We start from the raw sequence: 25,505 nt of genomic DNA, 5'->3' as shown, positions 1-25,505 counted from the left end.
CCCGTTGAAAATTTATGAACACTACTAATTTAACGACCTGTATACTGATGATAATACAGCTTTAGGGTCTTTGTCAAAATGAAAATTCCCTTTTATAACGGTTGTATAAGCATTTTTGATCTTTACTTTATTTACAGGGAAATCACTTTTAGTACTATTGATAAGATATACTTCAGCATCTTGTATTTTGTTGATCTCCGAGGCAACATCCATATTGTAAACACCAACGCCACCAGCCATATCAAGCATATGTACTTCAAAATCGGTGGTGGGAGAGGGCGCCAGCAACAGTATTTTGTTGGTTACTTTTTGAACTGTTTTGGGCAGGCTGTTATATACAAAAGGCATTACATCAGCACCAAACGAATAGCCCATCAGTACAACAGAGGGTTGTTTTTGCTCTTTCAGATATTTTTGTATATAAGGTTCAATAAATGCCGCGGTTTGCTGCGGTGTTTTCTTTTTCCAGAAATAGGATTTTGAATTAAGGGCAATAACCAGGTACCCGTTTTTAGAAAGATCGTCGCAAATGGTATTGCTGAAAGCATTGAAGCCGCCATCACCAGAAAAATAGCATATCAGCGGCTTTTGATGATCAGCGCCAGGGTATATTTTTATAGTATTGTCCTGTGCAGGAACGCTCTTGGTGATGACCAGTAACAGGATTGATATAAGTAGTAACTTCATACCGGTGAGATTATTTAGTCGGTTTCTGGTTCAGGGCTTCATTATTTTATTTAAAATAACAGGTAGCTGGAGCAGATCAAAATCTTTACCATATACTATATATTTATTAGCCCATACACTCGCATACTTTTCTTTAAAGTTCCGCAAGGTATGATAGTTCCTGAACCGTTTTAGTTTTTCTGATGCAAAACGCATTACCTGTTCTGCCGGAGATTGCGGGTGGTCATTGCCTGTTAAAGGAACGAGCCCAAGGTTGAGAAATTGTATATTCTTTTCTTTTGCGTGTTCGATAAGTTTTACAATCAGTGCGTCCATACAACCGCCTGGTGCATCGGTTGTTTTTCTTATCAGGTCGTAAGTGCATTCGTCGGGTGCAAAATTGGGAATGATATTCAGGAAGGCTTTTGTTTTCCCGTATTCGTCCTGGGTAACAATAATGTCCTGCTGTTTTATTTCTTCAGCTATAAACATTCCCTGCGAAAATACCATTTCTTCCTTGTCAAACTCTTCCAGCCATTCATCTGACAAAGCTTTCAGCTCGTTAACGAATGCATCATTTTGCGGGGCAGTTATAATAGTGGTAACATAGTTCTTCTTTTTAAGACTGTTCAGTCCATTACGTAAAGAGCTTTTGTCCCTGCCGGTAAGTACAAATTTCGGAACTTCTAAAATAGCTTCCTGGCCTATAAAAATTTTTTGTTTGCCCATGGCATTGAACCATGGCAGGCTGTTTTCATCAACGCGGTAATAAATGGTTTTTAAACCCTGCTGTTTGCAGAATATTTCGAATTCCCGTAAAACTTCAAGTTTATCGTCAGGAGCGCACACGGGCTCATCTAAACAAATCGCAAAGCCCGAAGCTATTTTGTAAGAAATAAAACCCTCGTTTATTGAAGAAAAGAAAAAAAGTTTGTCGTAATAGATCTTAAAATAATCATTTGCATAGCTGCTGTAATTTTTTAGTAAGGAAGCGGCTTTGTTACGTTCCTTATCTCCTGCCAAAGGCTTTATAGGCCTGGGCTTTAAAAGGGCAAATAATAAAAAACCCCATGATAGCATACCGGTTATACGGCAGATACCCAAAAAGTCTTTCGCGAAATGGGTTTTGGGATCTAATGAATCATCATACAAAAGAAAGAAACTTTTGAGTGTGTGTATAACAGACCCCTGCCAGTCGAAGTCTACACCAAAATGCCTTTTGGAAATAAAATAGAAACTGATGATGCCCAGCAGGCAAACCATCCCCAACACTGTAAAAACAGTGATAAGGCCAATGCGCATCCATTTAATACTGGATTGAATCCGGTATTCTTTTCGGCCAATAAATAATAATATCAGCACAATGAAAGATATGGTGGCTTCTTCATAATCCCATGCTTTGATAATATTACCAACAAGTGATAGTATACAAAATAATATCGCTGTATAAAACGCATTTCTATAGCCTCTTATTAAGTATGCGGTTGTAATAATTAGCCCAACCCCTACAAACAGTACCAGCAGCTTGCTTTCCTGTATTACTTCGAGCGGCAGGTGCTTTCTCATAAGCTTTATCCGTTCGGCAATGGGAGGGGTAAGCACAGAGAGAATATTAATTATACCTAATCCGAAAATGGCTAAAGCCGGTATCAGCCTTATAAATAATTGCTTGCCACGCCACGCAAAGGCAAATATGCCTCCTAATAAAGGTAACCAGAATTCGAATATGCGGTAAAGGATAGTGATGCCTAATCCTTCTGCTTTGTTGTAACCGTAAATATGCAGGATATAGATCATCGAAAACTCCACAGCGCCAAGGCCCCGTAAAAACGGGGAGATGATCATTAGCAAAACAGATATGGTATATGCCATAAAAGCCGCTTCCACAGAGGGTTGGCAGCCCATCGCCATCATAGCAATATACACATGCGCTACACCTGTAAGCTCAATTCCCAGGGAATAAAGTATGGTAACAAAATAGTTGGTTTTGCTAAACTGCGAAGAGCGGAACTCTTCGATGAAATGTATGGACGATGGAAAATACCTGACTATAAGCCGGTAAGCAAAGCCTTTGTTTTTTATGGAGTAATAAATAACAGCAACAAATGCCAGTATTATAAATATGACAAGCAGGCCGGCCCATGCATTATGCAATTGGTGGATATGCGATATGGAATGCAGAATAACCGGTATGCCAATAATAAACACGGTAAGCATACCTACAAACGCATAAATACCTCCTGCCTGGTGAATATGTGCCTTACTAAGATTGCGCTTTCTTAACTGGGAAGGTGTATAAGCTAAAGAGCTGATACTACCTGCCGGCAAAAATACGCTCAGAAAATTACGCTTTAAAAAGAGCTCTGCGGCATCTGCAAGGTATAGCCGGGAGCCAATGGTCTTAAAGCTGTACACATACATCATACTTTGAAAGAAGATATATATAACTGTTACCACAATGCCTATCACGGCCCATTCAGGCTGCGCCTCCTTCAAATGTGGCAATAGACCCACAATTTCCTTTCTTTCGCTTCTGAAGAAAAGATAACATAACAGGAGCGTTACAAGGGCCAGTATCTCCCGCCAGTATGTTTTAGGAGAAAAAGAAGTTATTTTTTTTAGAAAGAATTGTATGGAGTTGCTTCCGGCAGCCATAATAATATATATCTTATTTCAGATATCTTTTCATTTCACGCTCCACATCTTTTTGTTTGATGCTCTCGCGTTTATCGTATAATTTTTTTCCCTTACCTAAACCGATCTCTATTTTGATGAAGTTTTGAGCGGTCATGAAGATCTTGAGCGGTACCAGCGTATAGCCTTTTTCTTTAAGCTTTGCCTGTATTTTTCTTATTTCTCTTTTTTGAAGCAGTAACTTTTTATCCCTGTCCGCATCGTGGTTGTTTACTGTTCCGTGAGAGTAAGGAGATATATGCAGGCTTTTGACCCACATCTCATTTTTGTGAATGATGCAATAGCTATCGTTAAAGCTGGCCCGGCCTTCACGCAAAGACTTTACTTCTGTTCCCAGCAATACCATACCGGCTACATAAGTATCGTCAATAAAATACTCATGAAAGGCCGAACGGTTTTTTATGGAGACAGAATTGTTGATAGGCTTAAAAATTGAAAGTTTAAAAATCTGATGCGATGCTGCAAAGAATATCTCGTTGTGTTGTTGTGTTCAGCAGTTGAAGGGTGCAATATAATACTGCTGCCCTGTATACAGCAGCAGAATCAATTTTATTAATCAGTTCCTGAACAGGCGTATAACTGTACCTAATTTATGTTTCAGATCTTTACGGTTTACAATAAAATCCAGGAAGCCATGCTCTAATAAAAATTCGCTGCGCTGAAATCCTTCAGGGAGGTCTTTTTTAATCGTTTCTTTAATAACGCGCGGGCCGGCAAAACCAATAAGGGCCCCTGGCTCGGCTATATTAAGGTCGCCCAGCATAGCAAAGGACGCTGATACTCCTCCAAAAGTAGGATCGGTGAGTAGCGATATATAAGGCTGCTTTGCATCACTTAGCTGAGAAAGCTTGCCACTGGTTTTTGCCATTTGCATAAGGGAGAACGCGCTCTCCATCATACGCGCACCACCGCTTTTGTTAATTACCATATATGGTAATTTGTGTTTAATGCAATAATCAACCGCACGTGCAAATTTTTCACCCATTACGCTCCCCAGCGAACCACCGATAAATTCAAAGTCCATAGATGCAATAACCATTTCTTCACCATCTACCTTACCAACAGCTACCCGTATGGAATCGCTGAGATTGCTGTTGCTCCAGATGTCTTCGAGTCTTTTTTTGTAAGGTTTCAGATCGGTGAAACCTAAAAGATCTTTACTTTTTATATTGGTGAAGAGTTCCTCGTACTCGTTATTATCAAAAAGCACTTCAAAATACTGGCTACTGTTCAGCCGGTGATGGTATCCACATTTAGGGCATACATATAACTGCTCCTTCAATTCTATAAAAGTGGAAATGTAGTTGCATTCGGGGCACTTGGTCCAAAGGCCTTCCTGCGTTTCTTTTTTCTCTGAAGTCTTCGTTAGTATGCCTTTTTTGATCCTTCTGAACCAGCCTGTTTTCTGATCTTTACCTTCTTCTCCGGCCAGGTCGGCATCAAAATCTTCTATCTCTTCAGCCATATTTATTATTGAATATGTTTAGATGAAACACAAATATAAGAATTGTAATGTACATAGGTATATAATGTGCCGTGGAAGGAATATGGGCAGATAAGCTGCATTGCCGCCTTATTCATAACGTAATGCCTCGATAGGATTAAGCTTACCGGCTTTTATGGCGGGATACAAGCCTGCCAGCAGGCCAACGCCGCTGCAAATTAGTATGCCGTATATTACCCATCCCCAGGGCACTACAAAGCCGGTGCCAAGCACTATTGCGAAGCTATTGCCTACCAATATCCCTAAAATAATCCCAAATAATGCTCCCAATACGCTGATAATTACGGCTTCCAGCAAAAACTGTCTTTTTACCACTGCGCTTTTGCCACCAATAGCCTTAATGAGGCCTACTTCTTTGGTGCGCTCTGCCACGCTTACCAGCATGATATTCATGAGGCCAATTGCGGCCCCGATCAGTGTAATGAGGCCAATTACAGTAGCGGAGATGGTAAGGAAGCCCAGGCTGTTCATGGCGCGCTCTACAATACTGTCACTTTTATCTAAAACGAAGTTACTTTCTTCGGTAATGCTATTTTTTCTTATGCCCCTGAACAATGCTTCAGCTTCTCCCATAGCTTCGTTCATATTGCTGATATCGTTTACTTTTACAGCCAGCACATAAGATGAGTTATCTCCCGAAAAGTTTTTAGCAAGATTGCGATAGCTGATAATAGCCATATTGTCCCGGCTAAAGCCAAAGGTAGAGCCACGGCTTTCTAAAACACCCAGTACCAGGTAGGGCAGGTTATTAATGCGAATGGTTTTACCCACTGCTTTGCCAACCGATTCATTAAAAAACTTTTTGGCTACGTCGTATCCCAATATACAAACGTTCTGGCCATTTCTTACTTCCTGCAGCGTAAGATTCCGCCCTTCCGACAGGGTATAGCCGTTGAGGTCGAGGTATTTTTCATCGCCTCCGAACAGGGTCACATTCGGGCTGGTTTTTTTATCGGAAAAAGAAACAACAGCGCTGCTGCTGCCATACACTGATATACTGCTAATGGCTCCCGGAAAAAAATAATGACTGGCAAAATATTCTGCCTCATTTTTTGTGATCAGCTTGCCCAGATTTGATTTTTTTTCTTTCTTCCCTTTTTGGGTTACTGTAAGATCTCTGTTACCGCCACCGCCTATCCGTATATTTCTCTCTTTAAATCGTATAGTGAAAGCATTGGCCCCCATACTGGAGAAGCTCTCGGTAAATTTCTGGTTCATGGCTTTTATGGCGGTAATAATGCCTATCAGGGCCATAATCCCAAATGAGATAATAGCTACGGTAAGCGCAGTGCGCAATGTATTACCTTTAACGGTACGAAAAGCTAAAAGAAAAGTATCACTGAATTTCATGTCGCGGTACCTGGTGCGGTAAAGCTAACCGCATAAAATAATAACAGCAAATTTAATATTTGACCAGGTATATTTATTCAATTAAATTGCTGATCAAATGTTACTGCAATGGCTTACGACAATAATCTTTCGGATCGGGTAAGGGAATATCTGAATAATGTTCCGGGTATCGCAATAGAAGAAAAAGCGATGTTTGGCGGGCTCGCGTTTATGATTAATGGTAAGATGTGCATCAATGTTGGAGACGGTTTGCTGATGTGCCGTTTTGCCCCCGAATTAACAGAAGCGCTATCTGAACGAAACGGATTTCTGCCGATGAAAATGAAAGGAAAGGAATATAAAGGGTACTGCTATGTAGCGCCTCACGGATATAAGAGTAAAAAGGATTTTGAATTTTGGCTGAAGCTGTGCCTCGATTTTAATGAAAGGGCAGAAGCATCAAAAAAGCGAAAAAGATAATAGTTTACAATCATTCAGTGAATAAGATAGCGGTTCTGTCTTGGCTGTTGTGATTAGAGCTAAAGCGGCTGCCGGTGCAGGTTTATCTTTTGTTCAACTATATAAAACTTTTAGTCTAAAAACAAACCTAATATTTGTGCTAAGTTAGTGATGAACGGTTTTGTACTTGATATTAGTAAAGTACCTTACAGGATAAACGCCTCAGTGCACTCCTTTCGGAGTTTCAGCTTGCCTGCCCTTGGTTTTATAATTCTTTCAGTCCTTCAGGCTTGTTGCCTGGTTATTAGTAAATCCCTAAACAGTGCAATGATTATAAAATGTATAGCACCCTGCTTAAATCCTGAAAGGGAGATTATTTGACCGTATGAATGGCTTTAGGCTTGAATGTAAGACATGTTTGCTCTGCAGGCGCTTATGACAGGGCATACGTATAACAGGCGATTTCAATAAAAAAAGGAGCTGCAGAAAAGCATGCTCCTTTTTTCGTTATCATAAGAAGAAGTTTATAAGCATATGTTTAGTTCCATCCTGTATTTTGATTGAGTATAGCCGGATTGGCCTGCATCTCACCCAGCGGAATGGGCCATAGCAAAGCATGTTCAGGAATAGCCCCGGCTTTGGTAACACCCTCCGGCTTGTTCTGGATCGTTGCTGTAGAAAATGGCACCCATTTCAGCTTGCCTGATTGTGCGCCGTCTGCTTCAGGATAAAGACGTGTGCGCCGGATGTCGTCCCATATTTTAAACTCTAATGGAAGTTCATGGAAGCGCTCGGTCAATATAGCCTGTAATAAAGCGTCGCCTGAGGCGGTTTCGTCAGGCAGTCCGGCGCGTTTGCGCACCTGGTTCAGGTAACCTCTGGCATCCCCTTCCTGTCCCGACCTTGCCAGGCCTTCAGCTGCGATCAGCAGTATCTCGGCATAACGGATCATAGGCATATTGTAATCGCCATCACGCCCGTTTTTCAGCGATCCTTCATCAAACCAGGCCCAGTTCCCGGCATTGTTCAGCGTATGTGTAAGGCCGGTAGCATCAGTATAATTACGGAAGAAGAATTGTTTTTCCTTGTTGCGGATGTCGGCCGGGGCGTAGCTGTTAAGCAGCATGTTACAAGGCAGGTAGGCATTATACAATACATCTCCCCCAGGCTTAAATACACTATTGTTGTTAGCGTCTTTCCACTGGAAAGCATCGGCGCCTATGGAGCGGCATGCGTAAGAATTTCCTACATTATAGCTTGTCATATTGTACTCTTTGGCATAGATGATTTCGGTATTGGCTGCTGTTTCGTTTGTTTTAATGATATTAAATGCAGAGTTAAGATCAGCAGTGGTACCATTGGGATGAATCAGGGCATGTTTACCGCCTGTTATCACCTTTTTAGCCATATCAGCCGCCTTACTGTAGTATTCCGCCCCGCCGTTGAGCGGCGCGCCCGCCCATTGCAGGTACACCTGCGCCAGCAGGGATTGTGCCATGGGTTTGGTAACATAGCAGCCGTTGGCATAGAAGGATTTTTCGGGCAGCGTGCTTCCATCAGCAATGCTAAGCAGGTCCTGCTCAATAAACTTATAGATATTTGCCGAGGCAGTGCGTTCTTTATAAATACCTTCTGTAGACGTAAAAGGCGCATCTATGAGCGGCACATCGCCGAAATCCTTAACCAGCGAAAAATAAGCCAGGGCACGGAAGAACTTTCCCTGTGATACATAATTATCGATCGTGGCCTGGTCCAGCACACTGGTCATTGTGGGGATATTGGCGATAACGAAATTAGCACGTGAAATACCGATATAGTACTCGCTCCACAATTTAGCGGCGGTGGAGTTGAACGACTCTATATTGAAAGTACAGTTTTCAGATGCGTTTGTAAATGTTCTGTCCTTACGTTTATCTACAAATAACCCGGACATGATACCGCCCCACATGGTAGCCTTGGGAGTCCAGCCCCCATCTACATCTATATTGTTCAGGTAGGGGACACCGCCAAAATAAAGCCCGTTTACTGCCGATTGCGCATCAGCCGGGGTTTTCCAGAATTGCCCGGCGATCTTCGTATCCAGCGGGTTTTCTTCCAAAAATTTGTTGCATGAGCCCATAAGTAAAGAAAAGGAGATCATACAAAGAATTGCTATATATATTTTATTTGCTTTCATGTGTATATTTTTTATTACCATGAATTAAAATGTTACATTAACTCCGAACGTAAATGTTCTAGGGCGCGGGTAGGTGAAGAACTGACGGTTCGCTCCCCACTTGTTGTCGCCCAGGCGTGATGAGTTGTCCGGGTCATATCCCAGGTATTCGGATGAAGTTATCAGGAATGCATTGTTCACATTAGCATATAAACGGAATGATGAAAGGCCGGCTTTCCTGATAGCGTTTGGCGTAAAAGTGTAACCCAGCTGGAACAGATTACCGCGCAGGTAAGAGCCATCTGCAACCCATGTATCATCTGCATTGGCATTGCTACCCATACCGAAATTTGCCAGGCGTATAGCCTGTGCTTTGCCGTCAGGGTTGAGCGTGGGATGCCATGCTTCCTGGTAAAGACGGTCAATACCGCTTGTCAGGAAACGCCCTTCTGTTGAGTGGAAAAATTCCTGCATCACTTCCACTCCCCATGTGTACTGTAAATCAACAGTCAGATCAAAGCCTCTGTAGTTGAACGTGTTGATGAACGAGCCCATCCAGCGGGGCAAGCCGTGGCCGATAACCTGGCGGTCTTTATAGGTAACCTTTTCACCAATAATGCCGGGAATATTCATGGTTTGAGGATCCCAGTTAGATGGAACTCCATCATAGATGCCTGCACGCTTGTAACCATAGAACGCAGAAAGCTCATCACCTTCACGGATAAGTATGTCGTAGCCAACAAAGCCATCAGTAGTGATCTGGCGCTTACCTGTAATGGGATCAGTAGACGCTTTTTCATCCAGTTTTTCCACACGGCTTTTGTTATAGCCTAAGTTAATAGTTGAGGTCCATTGGAAATCATTGCTCTGCACCGGGTATGCGGTAAGTAATATATCTACACCGCGGTTGGAAACAGACCCAATGTTTTCTGTTACAGACGAGAAACCAACTGAAGGAGGGAGCGGGCGGCTCAGCAGCAGGTCTTTGGTATTTTTATAATAATAGGAAAGCTCCAGGTTGAGGCGGTTATTAAACAAACCGAGATCAACTCCTGCATCCCATTGAGTGGTTCTTTCCCATCTTAAATCAGGATTGGGCATATTGCTTAAATAAGAAACTACACGCAATGCATCGCCTATGATAGTATTGGATTGCCCTATACGAGCTAAGGATGCATAGGTCCCAATCTCAGAGTTACCCGTTGCACCAATTGAGGAATGCAGCTTCAGTCTGCTGATGCCATGAACGTTTTGCATAAACTTTTCATTGGAAATCAGCCAGCCCAGGCCTAATGACGGGAAGAACCCATATTTGTTGTTGGGTCCGAACTTGGAGGAGCCATCGTAACGTCCTGTAAGGGTAGCCATGTATTTCCTGTCGTAAGAATAAGCCGCACGAAAGAAATAAGAGTTCATGGCCCATTTGTCATAATCGCTTCCTACAGTAGGGCGATTGGTGCCTCTTCCCATATTGTAGAATCCAAAGTAATCATCTACATATTTACTATCGGAGGCCGAAAAATAATTGTAAGTATTTTCCTGCCAGGATATACCTGCCATTGCGTTGAGCGAATGGTTACCGATGAGTTTTTTATAAGTAAGGTAGGTTTCTTCCTGCCAGTAAAATGTTGAGGAGTGCGATGCCGAAGCTGATCCTTCGGAGTTTTGGTTGATTAGTGGGCGTGGAGTGAACGGGGTATAATTGACGGCGCGGTTATTATGATAATCCACACCAAACTGGGTTTTCAGTTCCAGGTCTTTTGTAAGATGGAATGTCAGGGCCGCGTTACCAAAAACCTGTGTGCGATATTGCATGGCTTGCATCCGTTCCAGCAATTCAACAGGATTGCCCACACCTTCGGGCTGAAATCCCTGTGTGGCGCCGCCGGGATTATTTTTATCTATGGGAATAGCTGTTGTTTTGATATCGTTCGTTTGTGCATATTGCCCATTGGGTAACCTCACGGGCAGGAAAGGCAATTGTTCTACCATCGTACGCAATGCACCCTGACCGTAAGGGTTGTCTGAAGTTCTGTTGCCCCAGGTATGGTTTACCAGTAAATTAACAGACGTTGATAGCCAATCGGTCGGCTTATCGTCATAAGCCAGCTTTGCATTGAGACGTTTGAAATAAGAGTTGAGCAATACACCCTGCTGATCGGTATAGTTTAAAAAGGCACCCACCGAGGCATTTTCCATACTCCGCTGAATGTTGATTTGATGGTTGTGAGATACAGCGGTACGGGAAGCCTCTTTTTGCCAGTCTGTATTGTATTTGGGCGAACCATCGGTATTGAACAGGTCGGGATCTGTAAATATCTTCGATAAATCGGTGGTAAAGTTCCTGCCCTGCCATGCGTTGGCGTTTTCCAGTCCTTGTTTAAACGTTGCCATCCATTCATTGGCATCCATCACATCCATATACTTTGCCATTGTACCAACAGAGATTGAACCATCGTAAGAGATTTGCGCATTTTTTCCACCTCTGCCGGAGGCGCCACGTTTGGTAGTTACCAGCACAACGCCATTAGCGCCACGGGCACCATAAATGGCAGCCGATGAGGCATCTTTTAAAACTTCGATAGACTCGATGTCATTCGGATTGAGAAACTGGAAGTTCTGCATAACCACTCCATCCACTACATATAATGGATTTGCCGAAGCATTGATGGTAGCAAGACCGCGGATGATAACACGCATTTCTCCACCGGGTTGTCCTGTATTAGAAAAAATATTCACCCCCGCAGCTTTACCCTTCAGCCCTTCCAAGGCGTTAAAAGACTGGGCCTTGATAATGTCGCTGCCTTTAGCAGTAGCAATAGAGCCTGTTAAATCTGATTTACGCATGGTGCCATAACCTACCACTACCACCTCCTCCAGCTTGTTTTCAATAGGAATAAGTGCAACTGTTATGGGCTGGCCTGATACTGTTACCTCTTGTTCTGTGTATCCAATGCTCGAAATAATCAGCACGTCTCCTTTGTTCGCATTGATGGAGAAGCTACCATCTGATGAAGTGGTAGTGCCAATGGTAGAGCCTTTGATGGTAACGGAGGCGCCCGCAATAGGCTCTCCCTTTTCATTGAGAATAGTTCCCGTAATGGTTTCCGCCACAGCAGATGGTTTCATAATAACCACTTCATCTACCGGGGAAATGACTACATTGGTTTTTTTGTAGGTTTTCCAACGCAGGGGATAATCTTCAAAGATTTTGGACATAACCTCGTCTATATTGGCATTGACAACATTGATGGAAACAATCATTTCTGAGGGTAGTACATCATTGGAATAACTGAAACGGTAAGACGATGTTTTTTCTATGCGGTTCAAAATATCCGCTACGGTAAGGTTGTCTGCCTTCAGGCTAATTCGCTTTTGAGCAAAATTAGTGGCCGACACTTGCAAGGCAATTATCAGGAATAACAGGGACAATTTCATATAAAGAAGCATTCTTCTAAAAAGCATAGCGCTGGCTACGCCCCAATGAACATTTTTTTGCATATTTTCGTTTTGCAATTAATAAATCACATTAAGGTCTCAAACTCAATGTGTGATTGTAATGCTGGAAAGGGGAATGTTAGCGCATGCTCCTTTCCTTTCTTTTGGGGTGGTATGTTAACTTGTATTAATAAGCATGGGCAATCGTTTTAAGGTTTTTTATTCAATCATTAGTGTGTCTTTGGATATGACCCTGTAGTTGATGTCTTTTGAAAGTTTTATTATCTGCATAATCTCGTTCAAATCATAGTTGTCGTTGTGGAGCGTGTACTTATAATTTTTCACGGCCTCATTCCCGAAAATGATGGTGGTTTTAAACTCCCGCTCAAGCTCTTTGGCTATCTGGCTCAGCGGCTTGTTCACAAAGCTGAATTTGTTATCCAACCAGGCAAGCTCTGCTATAGTGCTGTCTTTTAATGCGATGCGCGTGAGCTTGAAAATATCTTCTTCCCCATTCATCGGCTTCTCTTTAGTGTTTTTTGAAAGGCCGCTTTTGGAGATGACTATTTTTTCTGAAGCATTCAGGATCACCCGGTTGTTTTTTTCATCATCAAAAGTCAGTTCTATTTTACCCCTGATGAGCGAGGTTTCCATTAAATCTTCCTGGGGATAATTGCGCACATTGAAAGCGGTACCCAATACTTTTATGTCAGTTTTTTCTATATGGACAATAAACGGTTTTTCACTGTCATGTTTTACATCAAAAAAAGCTTCTCCCGTTAACCTTACCTCGCGTGTGCGCTGGTTAAACCTGTTGTCATAAGTAAGACGGCTATCTGAGTTGAGCACAACCAATGTACTATCCGGCAACATTACTTTCGATTTTGAACCTTTTTCAGTAGCTACCTCGTTTTTGAAATTGTCCGAAGCTTTTGGGGGCTTCGTATTTAATATAAAAAGGTAATAGCTTGAAAAAGTCAGAACAATCAATGCAGCCACTGCTATTATCAGGTATTTATAGAATCTGGTCGTACGTCGTTTTACAGAAGGTGCAGCAGTATGCTGCACCGGGGATGCGAGTAATTTTTTTTTTACATAATGACTGGCATAAGACTGTTCCAGTACTTCACCGGGATAGGGTAGGGGATAACCTGTATTTTCCAGATGGTTGTACAGGGATAATAATGCCGCATGTTCGTTCAAAATCTGTTTTAAACGTGCTAACTGTTCAGGCGACGCATCTCCTGCCATCTTTAAGCCTAAAAGGTCGTAAAATTCAATATCTACCGTATTATCATCCATTGTTCTTTTATAGATCGAAATATAGGGGCCAGGGGTGAAGCGGATGTTTATTTTATTTTTTCCCTGTTCGCTTCGTTTGTGAAATCTTCCAGTGCCAGCCGGATACGTTTAAGGGCAATACGTATATGTGTTTTAATACTATTGTTGCTGATGCCCATTATCGATTGCACTTCTTTGTAAGACAAACCCTCCTCCTTCACCAGCCTGAATACCAGCCGGCTTTGGGGGGGCAGCCGCTTTACTGCCGCTTCTATGCAGTTGCTAATTTCGTTGGTGTTGATTTTTGAATCAGCAGTGAAATAACCTGTCTGCTCCTGGCAGGAAGGGTTACCGGTATGCAAAACCACCGGCCTGTTTTCATTTATGAATGCCAATGCAGCATTCCTGACAGATTTGAACAGGTACAGGTCGAGGCGATTAACACTGTTTAATTTTTCTTCCATCAGCCAAATCCTTATCATGACATCAGATACAAGCTCTTCTGAGGTTTCGGGATCTCCCAAAAGGGCAACTGCAAAGCGATGAAGGGAAGTATAGAAATGAAAGTATAGCGCTTTATAGGCCTTTTCATCCCTGAAATAGGCTACCCGCTTCTGCCAATACAATATATCCGATAATTCTTTCTTCAAGCTATTGGTTCATTTCGTGCGTATAATTGATCTTAGCCACACTTATCCCGATAAAGCCGTGGATTTACTTATGATTAATGCCAGTGACCACCGGGAAAATCATCGTATTGGATATTCCCGGTGGCAGCCGGGTACCCGAGGGTTTTATGGTTTTTTTCATACAACAATTTATAAGCCCTTCAAAACGGAGAAATGGTTATCTCCATAAGGGGGATTTATTAATATAGAGTTGTTTTTTGACCTCAGGGGTGAAGAGGCGGCATAATATTTTTTCTGCTGTTGCAGGAATAACTGCATCGATATTGCAGAAATAACATTACCACATGCTATTGGTAGAAAGATAGGACGAGGGAATACAGCGGCTCTCGGACAGATGGAATAAAACTTTGGTTACCGGGTCCCGGTTCTAAGGATGTTCAAAAATAGTACCGCTTAGTTTTAAAACAGGGAAGACAAGGCATCGCAAGAGCTGGGCTGTGGATTGACGTGTGAGAGCGTTATTGTAACAGGAATATCTCTGTTAGCTTTAAAAATTGGACCGGGCTAAAAGTACAGCCAGTTTAAAAACACATTAGGAAATATCCCCAACAGTACAATAAGGAGGCAGATAAAGATCAGCGTATATTTCTCAAGGGCGCTGGCGTGCACTGTTTGTGCCGGCCCGTCTTTAAAATACATGGCCTGTATTACACGGAAATAATAGTAAACGCTTACAGCCGCCATAATAACAGCAAATATCACCAGCCATAAGTTCTGTCCTGTAGCAATAGCCGCTTTAAGCATATAAAATTTACCCAGGAAGCCGGCTGTCAAAGGAATACCCGCTAAGGAAAGTAAGCATATTGTGGTGGTAAAGGCCAATACAGGTTGATGCTTTGCGAGCCCGTTGAAGCCTTCAAAGCTATAGTCGTTCATTTTACCCAGAACTGCAAAAATGCCGATTGTGGCTAGGCAATAGGCTGCCGAGTAGATCAGTAATCCTTCCCGGGCTGTGCTGTTCATGGCATAAACGGCAAATAAGAAAAAGCCTGCCTGCGAAATGCTGGAGTAGGCCAACATCCGTTTTACGCTCTGCTGGAAGACTGCCGTGATGTTGCCTATGAATAATGTGGCAGCGATCATAACCGCTATCCATACCGACCATGTTTTTTCCAGCGAAACAAACGCTCCTCCAAATAAACGAACAAACCCTACGAATACTGCGGCTTTAACAATTGTTGCCATAAAAGAGGTAAATACTGTAGGTGCGCCATCATATACATCAGGCGTCCAGAAATGGAAAGGAGCCACCGATGCTTTAAAGCTCATCGCAAACAGCAGGAACAACATACCGGCAATGTGCAGGTTAGGGTTGGATTTGGCATCTGCAACAAAATTCATCTTATCTATAGAAAATGTTCCCTGTGAGCCATAAATCAGGGCAATTCCCATCAACATGATACCTGTAGAAAATGAGCCCATTAAAAAGTATTTCAAAGCGGCCTCATTGCTTTTCAGATTCCGTTTATCGGATCCCGTAAGTATGTATAACGGGATAGATATGATTTCTATTCCCAGGAACAGGGTCAACAGAGAGGTGAAGCTGGTGGTAATGATGATACCTGCAATAATAAAGAATACCAGCGCAAAGTAATCAGCGAAATTTCTTCCTACTTTTTCCATTTCGCCTGAGGATACCAGTAAATATACCAGGGCAGCAAAAATAGCAAAAGCGTTAAAAAATAAAGAATAATCATTAAAGGATATAAAGGCCGAAACGTCGAACGGGAACCATTTAATGCCTTTCATTTCCATGCAATTAGCTATTAACAGCAGTATCATTGCTATAATACCTGTTGTTTTTATGGAAGCGTTTCTTTTAAAGAACACGCCGCTAAACATCATCACAACGCCAAATATTGCAGAGAGTACTAATGCGTTCATACTAATATGGATTAGTGCTTCATTTTTAAAAGGTGAAACACATCTGATTTATTTAAGATTGAATGGGTAATGTCTTCGAATGAGTGCAGCAGGTGCTGGGGATAAATACCCGTTATGATAATGGTTGCCGCTATTACCCCCAATATTGCTTTTTCATGAAAGGCGATATCCGTTGCGCTTTCTGTGAGGCTGTTGGTTTTCCCTAAAAATACTTTCCGGGCCATTTTCAGCGTATAGACAGGTCCCAGAATAATACCCAGCCCCGCAGCAACAGCAAAGAGCACTCCGTATTTAGAAAACTGCGGGTTTATGCCTAAAATACCATTAAGCATCATGAACTCTCCAACAAAGGCGTTCGTAAGCGGTAAGGCAATATTGGCAAACGCTATGATAAAGAAGAAGATGGCCAGCACCGGTGCTTTTTGGGCAATACCTCCCAGTTCGCTCATTTTTCTTGTTCCGAATTTTCTTTCTATAATCTCAACAATAATCCACATACCCAGGATATTGATCCCGTGAGAGAACATCTGCAGTAATGTACCCTGTACTGCACTTTTGTTTTCTGCAAATACGGCAAGGCACATAAGGCCGATGTGAGCAATAGACGAATATGCGATAAGTCGTTTCATATCGTCCTGCTGAATCGCTACCAGCGAGGCATAAATGATACCGATAACAGACATAGTGGAAATAGTATCTCCCCAGCTGTATGAGGCTATAGGAAGTACTGGTAATAACCATCTTAATAACCCCAGCAATCCCATTTTAACCATAATGCCGCTTAACACCATGGTAGCAGCAGTAGGCGATTGTTCGTAGGTGTCGGGCTGCCAGGTATGGAAAGGGAATACAGGCATTTTGATAGCAAAAGCCAGGAAGAATAGCCAGAACACCCATGTTTGCTCTTTCAGCGACAGAGCAGACTGGTAAAATGCTGCGATATCAAAGGAATTGGTTTTAGAGTAAATATATAAAATACCTACCAGCATTAAAAGCGAACCAACAAAAGTATAAATGAAAAACTTGAAAGTAACTTTAATACGCCGGTTTCCTCCCCATTGAGAGCATATAAAGTATACAGGAATTAAAGCCAGCTCCCAGAAGAAATAGAACAGTAACGCATCCATAGCTAAAAACACACCCATTAATCCAGCTTGTGTAAGCAGCATTAATCCTAAAAAGTTATTGGCTTTTTTATACGCCGTATTCCAGGTGGATATAAATATAAGGGGGAAAGAAATGGCGGTGAGCATACACAGCATAGCGCCCATGCCATCAGCAGCTATAGAAAAGCTGCTGTTCAGCAGGCCCATCCACGGCGCTTTATAGGTAAGGGCTTCGGGGTTGCTGCATATACTAAAGCCCAGTATGGCAACAACAAAAGTTGCAATAGCCGCCAATAACGACCATGTTCTCGCCCCTTCTTCTTTCTTTATGAGAAAAGTAATAATGCCGCCAAGCAGGGGTATCAATATCAACAACAATGCGATCATAAATATAAGCTTCCCCCCCGACTCCTTTCCTAAAGAAAAGGGAGCTGAACTCCGGAGCCGGGATCGTTTTTAAATTTTCAAAATCAATATATTCCTTGTAAGCACTTCCCCTCTTTTCCCTCAGGAAGGGAAAGGACTTTTATTTTCTTATAAAAAATTGAAACACAAAAACCAGCAACATACCTAACGCCATCATTAATACATAAGCGCCGGTTTGTCCGCTTTGCAGCCAGCGCAATTGTCTGCCGCCATAACTCACCAGTTTCCCAATGCCATTTACAATTCCGTCTATAATATTTTTTTCAAATACGTTATTAAAAAATGCTCCGATGGCATTTAATGGCTTTATAATAATTGCATTGTAAATCTCATCTACGTACCACTTATCCTGTAGTAATTTACCAAAGCCTTTTGCGTCTTCAAGATCCGGTTTTTTGCTGAACCTGGCCCAGGCAATTACTACCATAATAATAATCAGTAAGGAGGACATGCCGGTTAACGCCCATTCCGTACTATGCGATACTTCATGGGCAGGGAGTATGGCATACGATTGTGCAAATACCGGCTGCAAGAACTCTTTTAAGGAGTGCGCACCGTGCATTAAAAATTCGGGAATGCCTATATACCCGCCAACAACAGAAAGAATGGCCAATATAATTAACGGGATAGTGATCGCTGCAGGGCTTTCATGCAAATGATGCTCCTGCTCGTGTGTGCCGCGGAAGCTGCCTTTAAAGGTTGTAGCGTATAAGCGGAACATATAAAAGGCGGTCATTAATGCGCCGATTAAACCCAGCGCATACAAAACAGGAGATGTGGCAAAGGCTCCTGCTAAAATTTCATCTTTGGAAAAGAAACCCGAAAACCCGGGTATACCTGCTATCGCCAGGCAACCCACTAAGAACGTAATATTGGTGATCTTCATGTACCGGGCAAGTCCTCCCATTTTGCGCATATCCTGCTCGCCGCCCATTGCATGGATCACTGAACCGGAACCCAGGAACAATAAAGCTTTAAAGAAAGCGTGTGTCATTACGTGAAAAACAGCCGCTACATACGAGCCGGTTCCCAAAGCCAGGAACATATAGCCTAACTGGCTTACAGTAGAGTAGGCCAGTACTTTTTTAATGTCATTTTGTTTTAATGCAATACTGGCTGCTAACAATGCGGTTGCAATACCAATAATCGCGATACAGTTGAGCGTGCCGGGCGCCATCGAGTACATCAGGTTGCTGCGAGCGATCATATAAATACCGGCTGTAACCATCGTGGCAGCATGTATCAGAGCCGAAACAGGAGTGGGGCCGGCCATCGCATCGGGTAACCAGGTGTATAACGGTATCTGGGCACTTTTCCCGGTAGCACCTATAAATAATAAAGTAGTGATCACTGTAATATCAAAACCCGAAAGCTTTGCCATTGCTTCGGCAGTAAATATTTCGCTGAAAGTAACAGATCCCAGTTTATTGATAAGCATGAACAAAGCAATAAGGAACGCCAGGTCTCCGATTCGGTTCATAATAAAGGCTTTGGATCCGGCTTTTGTGTAATCTTTATTTTTAAACCAGTACCCGATCAGTAGATAAGAACATAAGCCCACACCTTCCCATCCAATGAACATAATAACAAAATTGGCCCCCATCACCAGCAGCAGCATAGAGAACACAAACAGGTTGAGATAAGCAAAATATCTTGCAAAATGATGTGGTTTTTCTTCGTGCATGTAAGAGGTGGAGTATACATGAATTAAAAAGCCCACACCGGTTATGATCAGCAGGAAGATAGCGGAGAGCTGATCGGCCTGGAAAGCAAAGGGAATATTCAGGGAGCCTGCTTTTATAAAATCAAAGTATTCCACCACTGCAGTATGACCTGCTTTTACCTGTGCAAATACCATTATGCTTAATATAAATGATCCCAGCACAGAGCCGCTTCCTATAATTCCGCTAAGTCCTTTCGACAGATAGTTTCTTAATAATCCATTAAGCAGGAAACCCGCTAATGGTAATAATGGTATTAAGATCAGTTCAATTTTCATCTAAATAATTTATACTGCTAACATGTAAACTTTCAACCTGCAAACTTTTCAACCTGCCTTAATGTTTCAATCTGTTTAAGAAATTAATATCCACCGAGTGAATATTTCTATACATCATTACTATAATAGCCAACCCTACACTTACTTCTGCCGCAGCTACCACCATGATAAAAAATACAAACAATTGCCCATCCGTTCCGGCTACTGTTAACGCTGCATCTTTTGCCGGCTGCATTTTTGAGAACGCCACCAACAGCAGGTTTACCGAATTCAGCATTAGTTCGATACACATAAACACAATAATTGCATTACGACGCGTTAATACGCCTACAATCCCGATTGTAAATAATGCTAAAGCCAGAACGATGTAATAATTTATTGGCATGTTATTAATTGCTGATTTCTTACTCCTGATTTGAGATTTCCGGGTTACAACGGTCCTTGATCTCTAATCGGGAATTTCACTTTTTTAATCTTTTTTTCCAATAACCACAGCGCCTACCATTGCGCTCAAAAATAAAATACTGCTTATTTCAAACGGCACTACAAATGTGGTAAACAACTCCTTCCCCAAGGTTTTTATAAGTCCTGCATCACCGGTGTTCATTTCCGCAATATTTTTAGACACTTCGGTGTTTCTTAAAGCAGCTACCAGCACCAGTAATAAACACCCGCCCGATACGGTACCTATGATCTGTAACCAACGGTTTTTTAAAGGTTCTGTACTCTTATTCAGGTTCATCAGCATGATCACAAAAAGGAATAGTACCATAATGGCTCCTGCATAAACAATGATATTTACTATAGCAAGAAACTGTGCATTCAGTAAAATATAGTGTCCTGATATGGTGAAAAAAGTAGCTACCAGCCATAATACACTATGTACCGGGTTTTTGCTTGATATAACCATGATGGCGCTAAACAATGCCGCCACTGTAAGTATCCAGAAGAGTATTTGTGTAATGCCCATTTTTCTTAATTAACTTCCTCCGCTATTTTATTTTCCCTGCTGATAGTTCCCAGGGCTTTTTGATAAGCCTCCGGTTCCGTTACCGGGTTTGGAATTAACAGGTCCTCTTTTTTATAGATAAAACCTTTGCGGTTATAGTTTGCCGGGGTAAAAGTTTGCGAAAGATAAATGGCATCTTTCGGACAGGCGTCTTCGCAGTATCCGCAAAAAATACAACGCAGCATATTGATCTCGTATTTAGCTGCATATTTTTCCTCACGGTACAAATCCTCTTCGCCATCCTGTCTTTCAGCAGCTTCCATAGTAATGGCTTCTGCAGGGCAGGCTACAGCACAGAGCCCGCAGGCCGTACATCTTTCACGGCCTTCCTCATCACGGTTTAAAATATGAAGCCCGCGGAATACCTTGCTGAAAGTTCTGGTTTGTTCGGGGTATTGGATAGTAGGCTTTTTCCTGAAAAAATGTTTCAGCGTAATGCCCATTCCTTTTAAAATATTCCACAGGTACAGGCGCTCTACCCAGGTCATCGGGCTGCGGTCAACCGGCTTGGCTCTATTTGTATATTGAATACCCATTAGTTTTCGAGCAGTATTTTAATTTTTCGCAAATATAACTTAGTTGACAGTATTTAGATGACAGTTGACAGACTTACTATTTTATGTTCCTGTTACTTTCTGTCAGCTTCCAACTATTATCTGTTTAATAAAAGTACAACCACCGCTGTTATCAGCATATTCAGCAATGCTAAGGGCACCAGCCTTTTCCATCCTAAGTGCATCAGCTGGTCAAAACGGAAACGGGGAACCGTCCAGCGGATCCACATGAACACAAACACAAAGAAAAATGCCTTGCATAACAATACTACAAAACTGATAAATGCTAAGAGATTTTGTGATATGCCCCACGATGCTTCGTTCACGAACGGAATATCATAACCCCCGAAGTACAGCGTAGACATAATGACACCACTGATAAACATATTGATATATTCTGCAAACAGGTAAAATCCCAGTTTCATACTGGAATATTCCTGGTGGTAGCCGAAGTTGAGCTCGCTTTCTGCTTCGGGCAGATCAAAGGGGGTACGGTTACATTCTGCCAGCGCGCATATAAAAAATATCAGGAAACCCAGGGGCTGATAAATAACGTTCCAGCCATGATCCAGCTGATTTTGAACAATAGTGCTCATTTGCAGAGATCCGGTAAGCATCAGTACTGCAATAAGCGAGAGTCCCATTGCCAGCTCATAAGAGATCATTTGCGATGCCCCTCTGATAGCAGCTAGCAAAGAGAATTTGTTATTAGAGGCCCATCCGCCAATCATAATACCATATACGCCCAGGCTCACCACACCAAAAACATAAAGAATACCGATATTAATATCTGCTACCTGCAAAGGAACGGTTCTGCCGGCTATAACAGCAGGAGATCCCCACGGAATCACCGCGCTGGTAAGCAGGGCGGTAACCATGGCCAGCACAGGGCCTAATACAAACAAGAATTTTGAAGAGGCTAACGGAATGATCTCTTCTTTAAAGAAAAGCTTACCACCGTCAGCAAGCGGTTGAAGCAACCCAAACGGGCCTGCGCGGTTAGGGCCAATCCTGTCCTGGATAAATGCGGCCACTTTTCTTTCTCCGTAGGTAGCATACATGGCCACGATCATCGAAAGGGTAACCACAAGGGCTATTAAAATCAGTTTTTCTATAATAAAAAACCAGTCTATTGCGAGTAATGTTATCATGTTTTTATTGCTGTAATATCAATTTTGAATGGATCATTAATTCTTTATATCATTCAAATATGTTTTGCTTGTCGGTGGCCCCTCAATTTTACTTAAATCAATCGAAGGCGGGTTTACCTCGCTTATTTTGTGTATATCCAATAATAATTTAGGCTGTCGGCCTCCCATCACTTTTGCTACAGTTTCTTCAGGCTTGTTCAGCACTTCATAATGGTTCACTCCAATTACCGAATGGCGCGATACCTTGGTGGGCCCTTCTATTACCCAGTCTTTTGCATCCTTCTTTTCAAAGCGGCATTCGTTACATATCCACCCCGTTTTTCCTTCTTCGTCATTCATTACCTCGCCCCACGGGTCTTTACGGGCGGTTACACGCAATACTTCATCGCCGCGTTTCCATAAAGTCACTTTACCGCAACATGTATCGCAATCGCGATGAGCGTCTTCTGGTTTGGTAAACCATACCCGGTTTTTAAAGCGGAATGTTTTATCGGTTAATGCGCCTACAGGGCAAACATCAATCACATTTCCGATAAAATCGTTGTCTAAAGATTGCTCGATGTATGTTGCAATCTCTGCATGATCTCCACGATCCAAAATGCCATGCTGGCGTTTATTGGTAACCTGGTCAGCTGTAAACACGCAACGGTAACAAAGTATACAACGTGTCATGTGCAATTGTATGTATTGACCCAGGTTATGCTTTTTGAAAGTTCTTTTTTTGAACTCGTAACGGGTACCTTCTTTGCCATGCTCATAGCTCAGGTCCTGTAAGTGGCATTCACCTGCCTGGTCGCAGATAGGGCAGTCCAGCGGATGATTCAACAGTAAAAACTCAACCACACCCGCACGTGCATCCAATACCCGCTGACTGGTAATGTTCTTCACCTCCATTCCGTCCATAACACCGGTGCGGCAGCTGGCTACCAGTTTAGGCATGGGGCGCGGGTCTTTTTCAGAACCTTTGCTTACTTCAACCAGGCAGGTACGGCATTTACCACCGCTGCCTTTCAGCGGTGTATAATAGCACATAGCCGGCGGAGTAACATCTCCACCAATCATACGTGCTGCCTGCAGTATTGTAGTGCCGGGATCCACCTCCACAGATATATTATCTATTGTAACTTTCATTTTCGGAGGTGCTTCCTTTTTTATTTCGTCTGCCATAATTTAAATCAGTCAACTTTAGATGATGAATCTTACCACACAAAATTATTCTGGGTCATAATACGCTTTGGCATGGAACAGCGCTACGCCGGCACAGCTTCCCTCGTATCAGCATAATGTGCCAGCCCAAAATTTCTCACCTGTGCCTCCCGGGCGTGGGTAACATGCCATTCAAATTCGTCGCGGAAATGACGGATTGCTGCGGCTACCGGCCATGCGGCTGCATCACCCAGAGGGCAGATCGTATTTCCTTCAATCTTACTTTGTATATCCCAAAGCAGGTCAATATCGCTCATTTTACCATGCCCCTTATCTAAACGGAGCAGCAGTTTTTCCATCCAGCCGGTTCCTTCCCGGCAGGGAGAACATTGCCCGCAACTTTCGTGGCGGTAAAATCTTGCCAGGGTATAAGTATGTTTTACCACACACTGGTCTTCATCAAAAACAATAAAACCGCCGCTGCCCATCATAGAACCGGTTTGAAAGCCTCCTTCAGAAAGACTTTCATAGTTCATCATCCTTTGCTCTCCTTTTGCTGTTTTCAACAAAAGATTGGCAGGGAGAATGGGTACTGAAGATCCGCCCGGGATACAGGCTTTTAATCTTTTACTGTTGGCAATACCGCCGCACCACTCATCGCTGTATATGAACTCTTCTACCGAAATAGTCATATCAATTTCATAAACACCGGGTTTATTAATATTACCACAGGCAGAAATTAATTTGGTACCGGTTGATTTGCCCATTCCTATTTTAGCATATTCCTCACCCCCTTCATTAATAATGGGAACCACTGCGGCAATGCTTTCTACATTATTTACCACCGTCGGCCGGTCCCATACGCCTTTAACAGCAGGGAAGGGGGGCTTGATGCGGGGATTGCCTCTTTTACCTTCCAGTGATTCGAGTAATGCCGTTTCTTCACCGCAAATGTAAGCTCCTGCACCACGTTGTACATAAATATCACAATCAAATCCGCTGCTTAATATATTTTTACCGAGAAAACCGTTGTTGCGGGCTTCCAGTATAGCTTGTTCTAAAATATCTACGATCCAGGCATATTCGCCACGGATGTATATAAAAGAAGTATTACTGCCTAAAGCGTATGAAGCTACAATGATACCCTCAATTAACAGGTGCGGAATATGCTCCATCAGGTAGCGGTCTTTAAAAGTACCGGGCTCGCTTTCATCAGCATTTACTACAAGGTGACGGGGAATACCTTCGGGCTTTGCCAGGAAGCTCCATTTCATACCGGTAGGGAAACCTGCTCCGCCGCGGCCACGAAGTCCTGATTTTTTTACTTCTTCGGTTACCTCATCCGGTGCCATTGTTTTCAGCGCCTTTTCTACGCTGCGGTAGCCGCCCTCCCGGCGATAGGTATCAAAATACCTGATGCCTTCCACATGCGCTTTTTCTAATAATAGTTTTCTACCCATTGTATATTATCCTAAAAGAAGTTTTAATTGTTCTTCGCCCTGCACTCTTCTATAATCGCATCCACTTTTTCTTTGGTAAGATGCTCTTTATAAAATTGGCCCAGCTGCATCATTGGGGCATAGCCACAGGCGCCCAGGCATTCTACCGTTTTTAAAGTAAACATACCATCAGACGTAGTTTCTCCGGGTTTAATATTTAATTTTTCTCCAATATACGCTATAATATCATCACAGCCTCTTAGCATGCAAGGTCCTGTCTGGCAAACCTCAAACATATATTTACCCACAGGTTTCAGGTTGTACATGCTGTAGAATGAGGCTACTTCATATACTTCAATAGGGTCGATGCTCAACAGCGATGCCACATAATCCATCGTTTCCACACTTAACCATCCAAACTGCTCCTGCGCTACGTGCAATACCGGCAGCAAAGCGCTTTTTTGCCTGCCTTCGGGATAACGCGCGATGATCTTATCTACCCTTTCCAAATTTTCCTGCGAGAATTGAACCATATCCATAGTAAGTTAAAAGTCAAAATTAAAAATCATTCCTACA

Annotated in this window: 20 protein-coding genes; 1 reads left to right on the top strand and 19 read right to left on the bottom strand. The window is 42.6% G+C overall.

Features of this window, described 5'->3' with window-relative positions; all coding sequences use genetic code 11:
• Window positions 1-24: 24 nt before the first annotated feature.
• From ACYVBM_RS00315 to ACYVBM_RS00295, 5 genes are all read right to left on the bottom strand, one after another.
• Window positions 25-687: an AcvB/VirJ family lysyl-phosphatidylglycerol hydrolase gene (locus ACYVBM_RS00315; protein WP_460683604.1), complete on the bottom strand. Its 663-nt coding sequence runs from the start codon at window positions 685-687 to the stop codon at window positions 25-27.
• A gap of 30 nt (window positions 688-717) precedes the next feature.
• Window positions 718-3,321, bottom strand: coding sequence for a phosphatidylglycerol lysyltransferase domain-containing protein (locus ACYVBM_RS00310; RefSeq protein WP_460683603.1), 2,604 nt, complete (start codon window positions 3,319-3,321; stop codon window positions 718-720).
• A 13-nt stretch (window positions 3,322-3,334) separates the two neighbouring features.
• Window positions 3,335-3,781, bottom strand: a complete 447-nt coding sequence (smpB, locus tag ACYVBM_RS00305; protein ID WP_460683792.1) for an SsrA-binding protein SmpB — start codon at window positions 3,779-3,781, stop codon at window positions 3,335-3,337.
• A 135-nt stretch (window positions 3,782-3,916) separates the two neighbouring features.
• Window positions 3,917-4,825, bottom strand: a complete 909-nt coding sequence (accD, locus tag ACYVBM_RS00300) for an acetyl-CoA carboxylase, carboxyltransferase subunit beta (protein ID WP_460683602.1) — start codon at window positions 4,823-4,825, stop codon at window positions 3,917-3,919.
• 108 nt (window positions 4,826-4,933) lie between these two features.
• Entirely contained in the window at window positions 4,934-6,214 is a 1,281-nt protein-coding gene (locus ACYVBM_RS00295; RefSeq protein WP_460683601.1) for an ABC transporter permease, read from the bottom strand.
• A gap of 108 nt (window positions 6,215-6,322) precedes the next feature.
• Between ACYVBM_RS00295 and ACYVBM_RS00290 the strand changes: the two genes are divergently transcribed.
• On the top strand, window positions 6,323-6,673 hold the full coding sequence (locus tag ACYVBM_RS00290; RefSeq protein ID WP_460683600.1) for a TfoX/Sxy family protein: 351 nt from the start codon (window positions 6,323-6,325) through the stop codon (window positions 6,671-6,673).
• A gap of 517 nt (window positions 6,674-7,190) precedes the next feature.
• Here the strand turns inward: ACYVBM_RS00290 and ACYVBM_RS00285 are convergent.
• The 14 genes from ACYVBM_RS00285 to ACYVBM_RS00220 all read right to left on the bottom strand — a co-directional run bounded on the left by ACYVBM_RS00285 (window position 7,191) and on the right by ACYVBM_RS00220 (window position 25,462).
• Window positions 7,191-8,828: a RagB/SusD family nutrient uptake outer membrane protein gene (locus ACYVBM_RS00285; protein WP_460683599.1), complete on the bottom strand. Its 1,638-nt coding sequence runs from the start codon at window positions 8,826-8,828 to the stop codon at window positions 7,191-7,193.
• Between the two features lie 24 nt (window positions 8,829-8,852).
• Complete coding sequence (locus ACYVBM_RS00280; protein WP_460683598.1) at window positions 8,853-12,308, bottom strand: SusC/RagA family TonB-linked outer membrane protein; 3,456 nt, start codon at window positions 12,306-12,308, stop codon at window positions 8,853-8,855.
• Window positions 12,309-12,464: 156 nt separating this feature from the next.
• Window positions 12,465-13,547: a FecR family protein gene (locus tag ACYVBM_RS00275; protein WP_460683597.1), complete on the bottom strand. Its 1,083-nt coding sequence runs from the start codon at window positions 13,545-13,547 to the stop codon at window positions 12,465-12,467.
• A gap of 47 nt (window positions 13,548-13,594) precedes the next feature.
• Entirely contained in the window at window positions 13,595-14,176 is a 582-nt protein-coding gene (locus tag ACYVBM_RS00270) for an RNA polymerase sigma factor (protein ID WP_460683596.1), read from the bottom strand.
• A gap of 543 nt (window positions 14,177-14,719) precedes the next feature.
• A complete protein-coding gene (locus ACYVBM_RS00265; protein ID WP_460683595.1) occupies window positions 14,720-16,099 on the bottom strand; it encodes an NADH-quinone oxidoreductase subunit N in 1,380 nt (459 codons plus the stop codon).
• A gap of 11 nt (window positions 16,100-16,110) precedes the next feature.
• Window positions 16,111-17,592: a complex I subunit 4 family protein gene (locus ACYVBM_RS00260; RefSeq protein WP_460683594.1), complete on the bottom strand. Its 1,482-nt coding sequence runs from the start codon at window positions 17,590-17,592 to the stop codon at window positions 16,111-16,113.
• Between the two features lie 139 nt (window positions 17,593-17,731).
• A complete protein-coding gene (gene nuoL, locus ACYVBM_RS00255) occupies window positions 17,732-19,630 on the bottom strand; it encodes an NADH-quinone oxidoreductase subunit L (RefSeq protein WP_460683593.1) in 1,899 nt (632 codons plus the stop codon).
• A 58-nt stretch (window positions 19,631-19,688) separates the two neighbouring features.
• Window positions 19,689-20,015: an NADH-quinone oxidoreductase subunit NuoK gene (gene nuoK, locus ACYVBM_RS00250; RefSeq protein WP_460683592.1), complete on the bottom strand. Its 327-nt coding sequence runs from the start codon at window positions 20,013-20,015 to the stop codon at window positions 19,689-19,691.
• A gap of 84 nt (window positions 20,016-20,099) precedes the next feature.
• Window positions 20,100-20,600: an NADH-quinone oxidoreductase subunit J family protein gene (locus tag ACYVBM_RS00245; RefSeq protein WP_460683591.1), complete on the bottom strand. Its 501-nt coding sequence runs from the start codon at window positions 20,598-20,600 to the stop codon at window positions 20,100-20,102.
• A 5-nt stretch (window positions 20,601-20,605) separates the two neighbouring features.
• On the bottom strand, window positions 20,606-21,175 hold the full coding sequence (gene nuoI / locus ACYVBM_RS00240; protein WP_460683590.1) for an NADH-quinone oxidoreductase subunit NuoI: 570 nt from the start codon (window positions 21,173-21,175) through the stop codon (window positions 20,606-20,608).
• A 116-nt stretch (window positions 21,176-21,291) separates the two neighbouring features.
• A complete protein-coding gene (gene nuoH / locus ACYVBM_RS00235) occupies window positions 21,292-22,344 on the bottom strand; it encodes an NADH-quinone oxidoreductase subunit NuoH (protein ID WP_460683589.1) in 1,053 nt (350 codons plus the stop codon).
• Between the two features lie 36 nt (window positions 22,345-22,380).
• The gene (locus ACYVBM_RS00230; RefSeq protein ID WP_460683588.1) at window positions 22,381-23,511 is read right to left on the bottom strand and encodes an NADH-quinone oxidoreductase subunit G; all 1,131 of its coding nucleotides are present in this window, start codon (window positions 23,509-23,511) and stop codon (window positions 22,381-22,383) included.
• Between the two features lie 83 nt (window positions 23,512-23,594).
• On the bottom strand, window positions 23,595-24,950 hold the full coding sequence (nuoF, locus tag ACYVBM_RS00225) for an NADH-quinone oxidoreductase subunit NuoF (RefSeq protein WP_460683587.1): 1,356 nt from the start codon (window positions 24,948-24,950) through the stop codon (window positions 23,595-23,597).
• A 23-nt stretch (window positions 24,951-24,973) separates the two neighbouring features.
• Window positions 24,974-25,462 (bottom strand): NADH-quinone oxidoreductase subunit NuoE family protein, encoded by a 489-nt coding sequence (locus ACYVBM_RS00220; RefSeq protein ID WP_460683586.1) that lies wholly within the window; start codon window positions 25,460-25,462, stop codon window positions 24,974-24,976.
• Window positions 25,463-25,505 lie beyond the last annotated feature (43 nt).

It is taken from the genome of Niabella aquatica (genome assembly GCF_054779315.1).
This window is presented reverse-complemented; position numbering and strand designations above follow the sequence as displayed.

What these genes read in the sequence shown, in the direction of transcription:
- ACYVBM_RS00295 (WP_460683601.1), bottom strand. Translation starts at nt 6,214, where the DNA reads ATGAAATTCAGTGATACTTTTCTTTTAGCTTTTCGTACCGTTAAAGGT.
- ACYVBM_RS00310 (WP_460683603.1), bottom strand. Translation starts at nt 3,321, where the DNA reads ATGGCTGCCGGAAGCAACTCCATACAATTCTTTCTAAAAAAAATAACT.
- ACYVBM_RS00220 (WP_460683586.1), bottom strand. Translation starts at nt 25,462, where the DNA reads ATGGTTCAATTCTCGCAGGAAAATTTGGAAAGGGTAGATAAGATCATC.
- ACYVBM_RS00265 (WP_460683595.1), bottom strand. Translation starts at nt 16,099, where the DNA reads ATGAACGCATTAGTACTCTCTGCAATATTTGGCGTTGTGATGATGTTT.
- ACYVBM_RS00280 (WP_460683598.1), bottom strand. Translation starts at nt 12,308, where the DNA reads ATGCAAAAAAATGTTCATTGGGGCGTAGCCAGCGCTATGCTTTTTAGA.
- accD (WP_460683602.1), bottom strand. Translation starts at nt 4,825, where the DNA reads ATGGCTGAAGAGATAGAAGATTTTGATGCCGACCTGGCCGGAGAAGAA.
- ACYVBM_RS00245 (WP_460683591.1), bottom strand. Translation starts at nt 20,600, where the DNA reads ATGGGCATTACACAAATACTCTTCTGGATACTTACAGTGGCGGCATTG.
- nuoH (WP_460683589.1), bottom strand. Translation starts at nt 22,344, where the DNA reads ATGATAACATTACTCGCAATAGACTGGTTTTTTATTATAGAAAAACTG.
- nuoI (WP_460683590.1), bottom strand. Translation starts at nt 21,175, where the DNA reads ATGGGTATTCAATATACAAATAGAGCCAAGCCGGTTGACCGCAGCCCG.
- ACYVBM_RS00260 (WP_460683594.1), bottom strand. Translation starts at nt 17,592, where the DNA reads ATGATCGCATTGTTGTTGATATTGATACCCCTGCTTGGCGGCATTATT.
- nuoF (WP_460683587.1), bottom strand. Translation starts at nt 24,950, where the DNA reads ATGGGTAGAAAACTATTATTAGAAAAAGCGCATGTGGAAGGCATCAGG.
- ACYVBM_RS00285 (WP_460683599.1), bottom strand. Translation starts at nt 8,828, where the DNA reads ATGAAAGCAAATAAAATATATATAGCAATTCTTTGTATGATCTCCTTT.
- ACYVBM_RS00290 (WP_460683600.1), top strand. Translation starts at nt 6,323, where the DNA reads ATGGCTTACGACAATAATCTTTCGGATCGGGTAAGGGAATATCTGAAT.
- nuoL (WP_460683593.1), bottom strand. Translation starts at nt 19,630, where the DNA reads ATGAAAATTGAACTGATCTTAATACCATTATTACCATTAGCGGGTTTC.
- ACYVBM_RS00315 (WP_460683604.1), bottom strand. Translation starts at nt 687, where the DNA reads ATGAAGTTACTACTTATATCAATCCTGTTACTGGTCATCACCAAGAGC.
- nuoK (WP_460683592.1), bottom strand. Translation starts at nt 20,015, where the DNA reads ATGCCAATAAATTATTACATCGTTCTGGCTTTAGCATTATTTACAATC.
- ACYVBM_RS00230 (WP_460683588.1), bottom strand. Translation starts at nt 23,511, where the DNA reads ATGGCAGACGAAATAAAAAAGGAAGCACCTCCGAAAATGAAAGTTACA.
- ACYVBM_RS00275 (WP_460683597.1), bottom strand. Translation starts at nt 13,547, where the DNA reads ATGGATGATAATACGGTAGATATTGAATTTTACGACCTTTTAGGCTTA.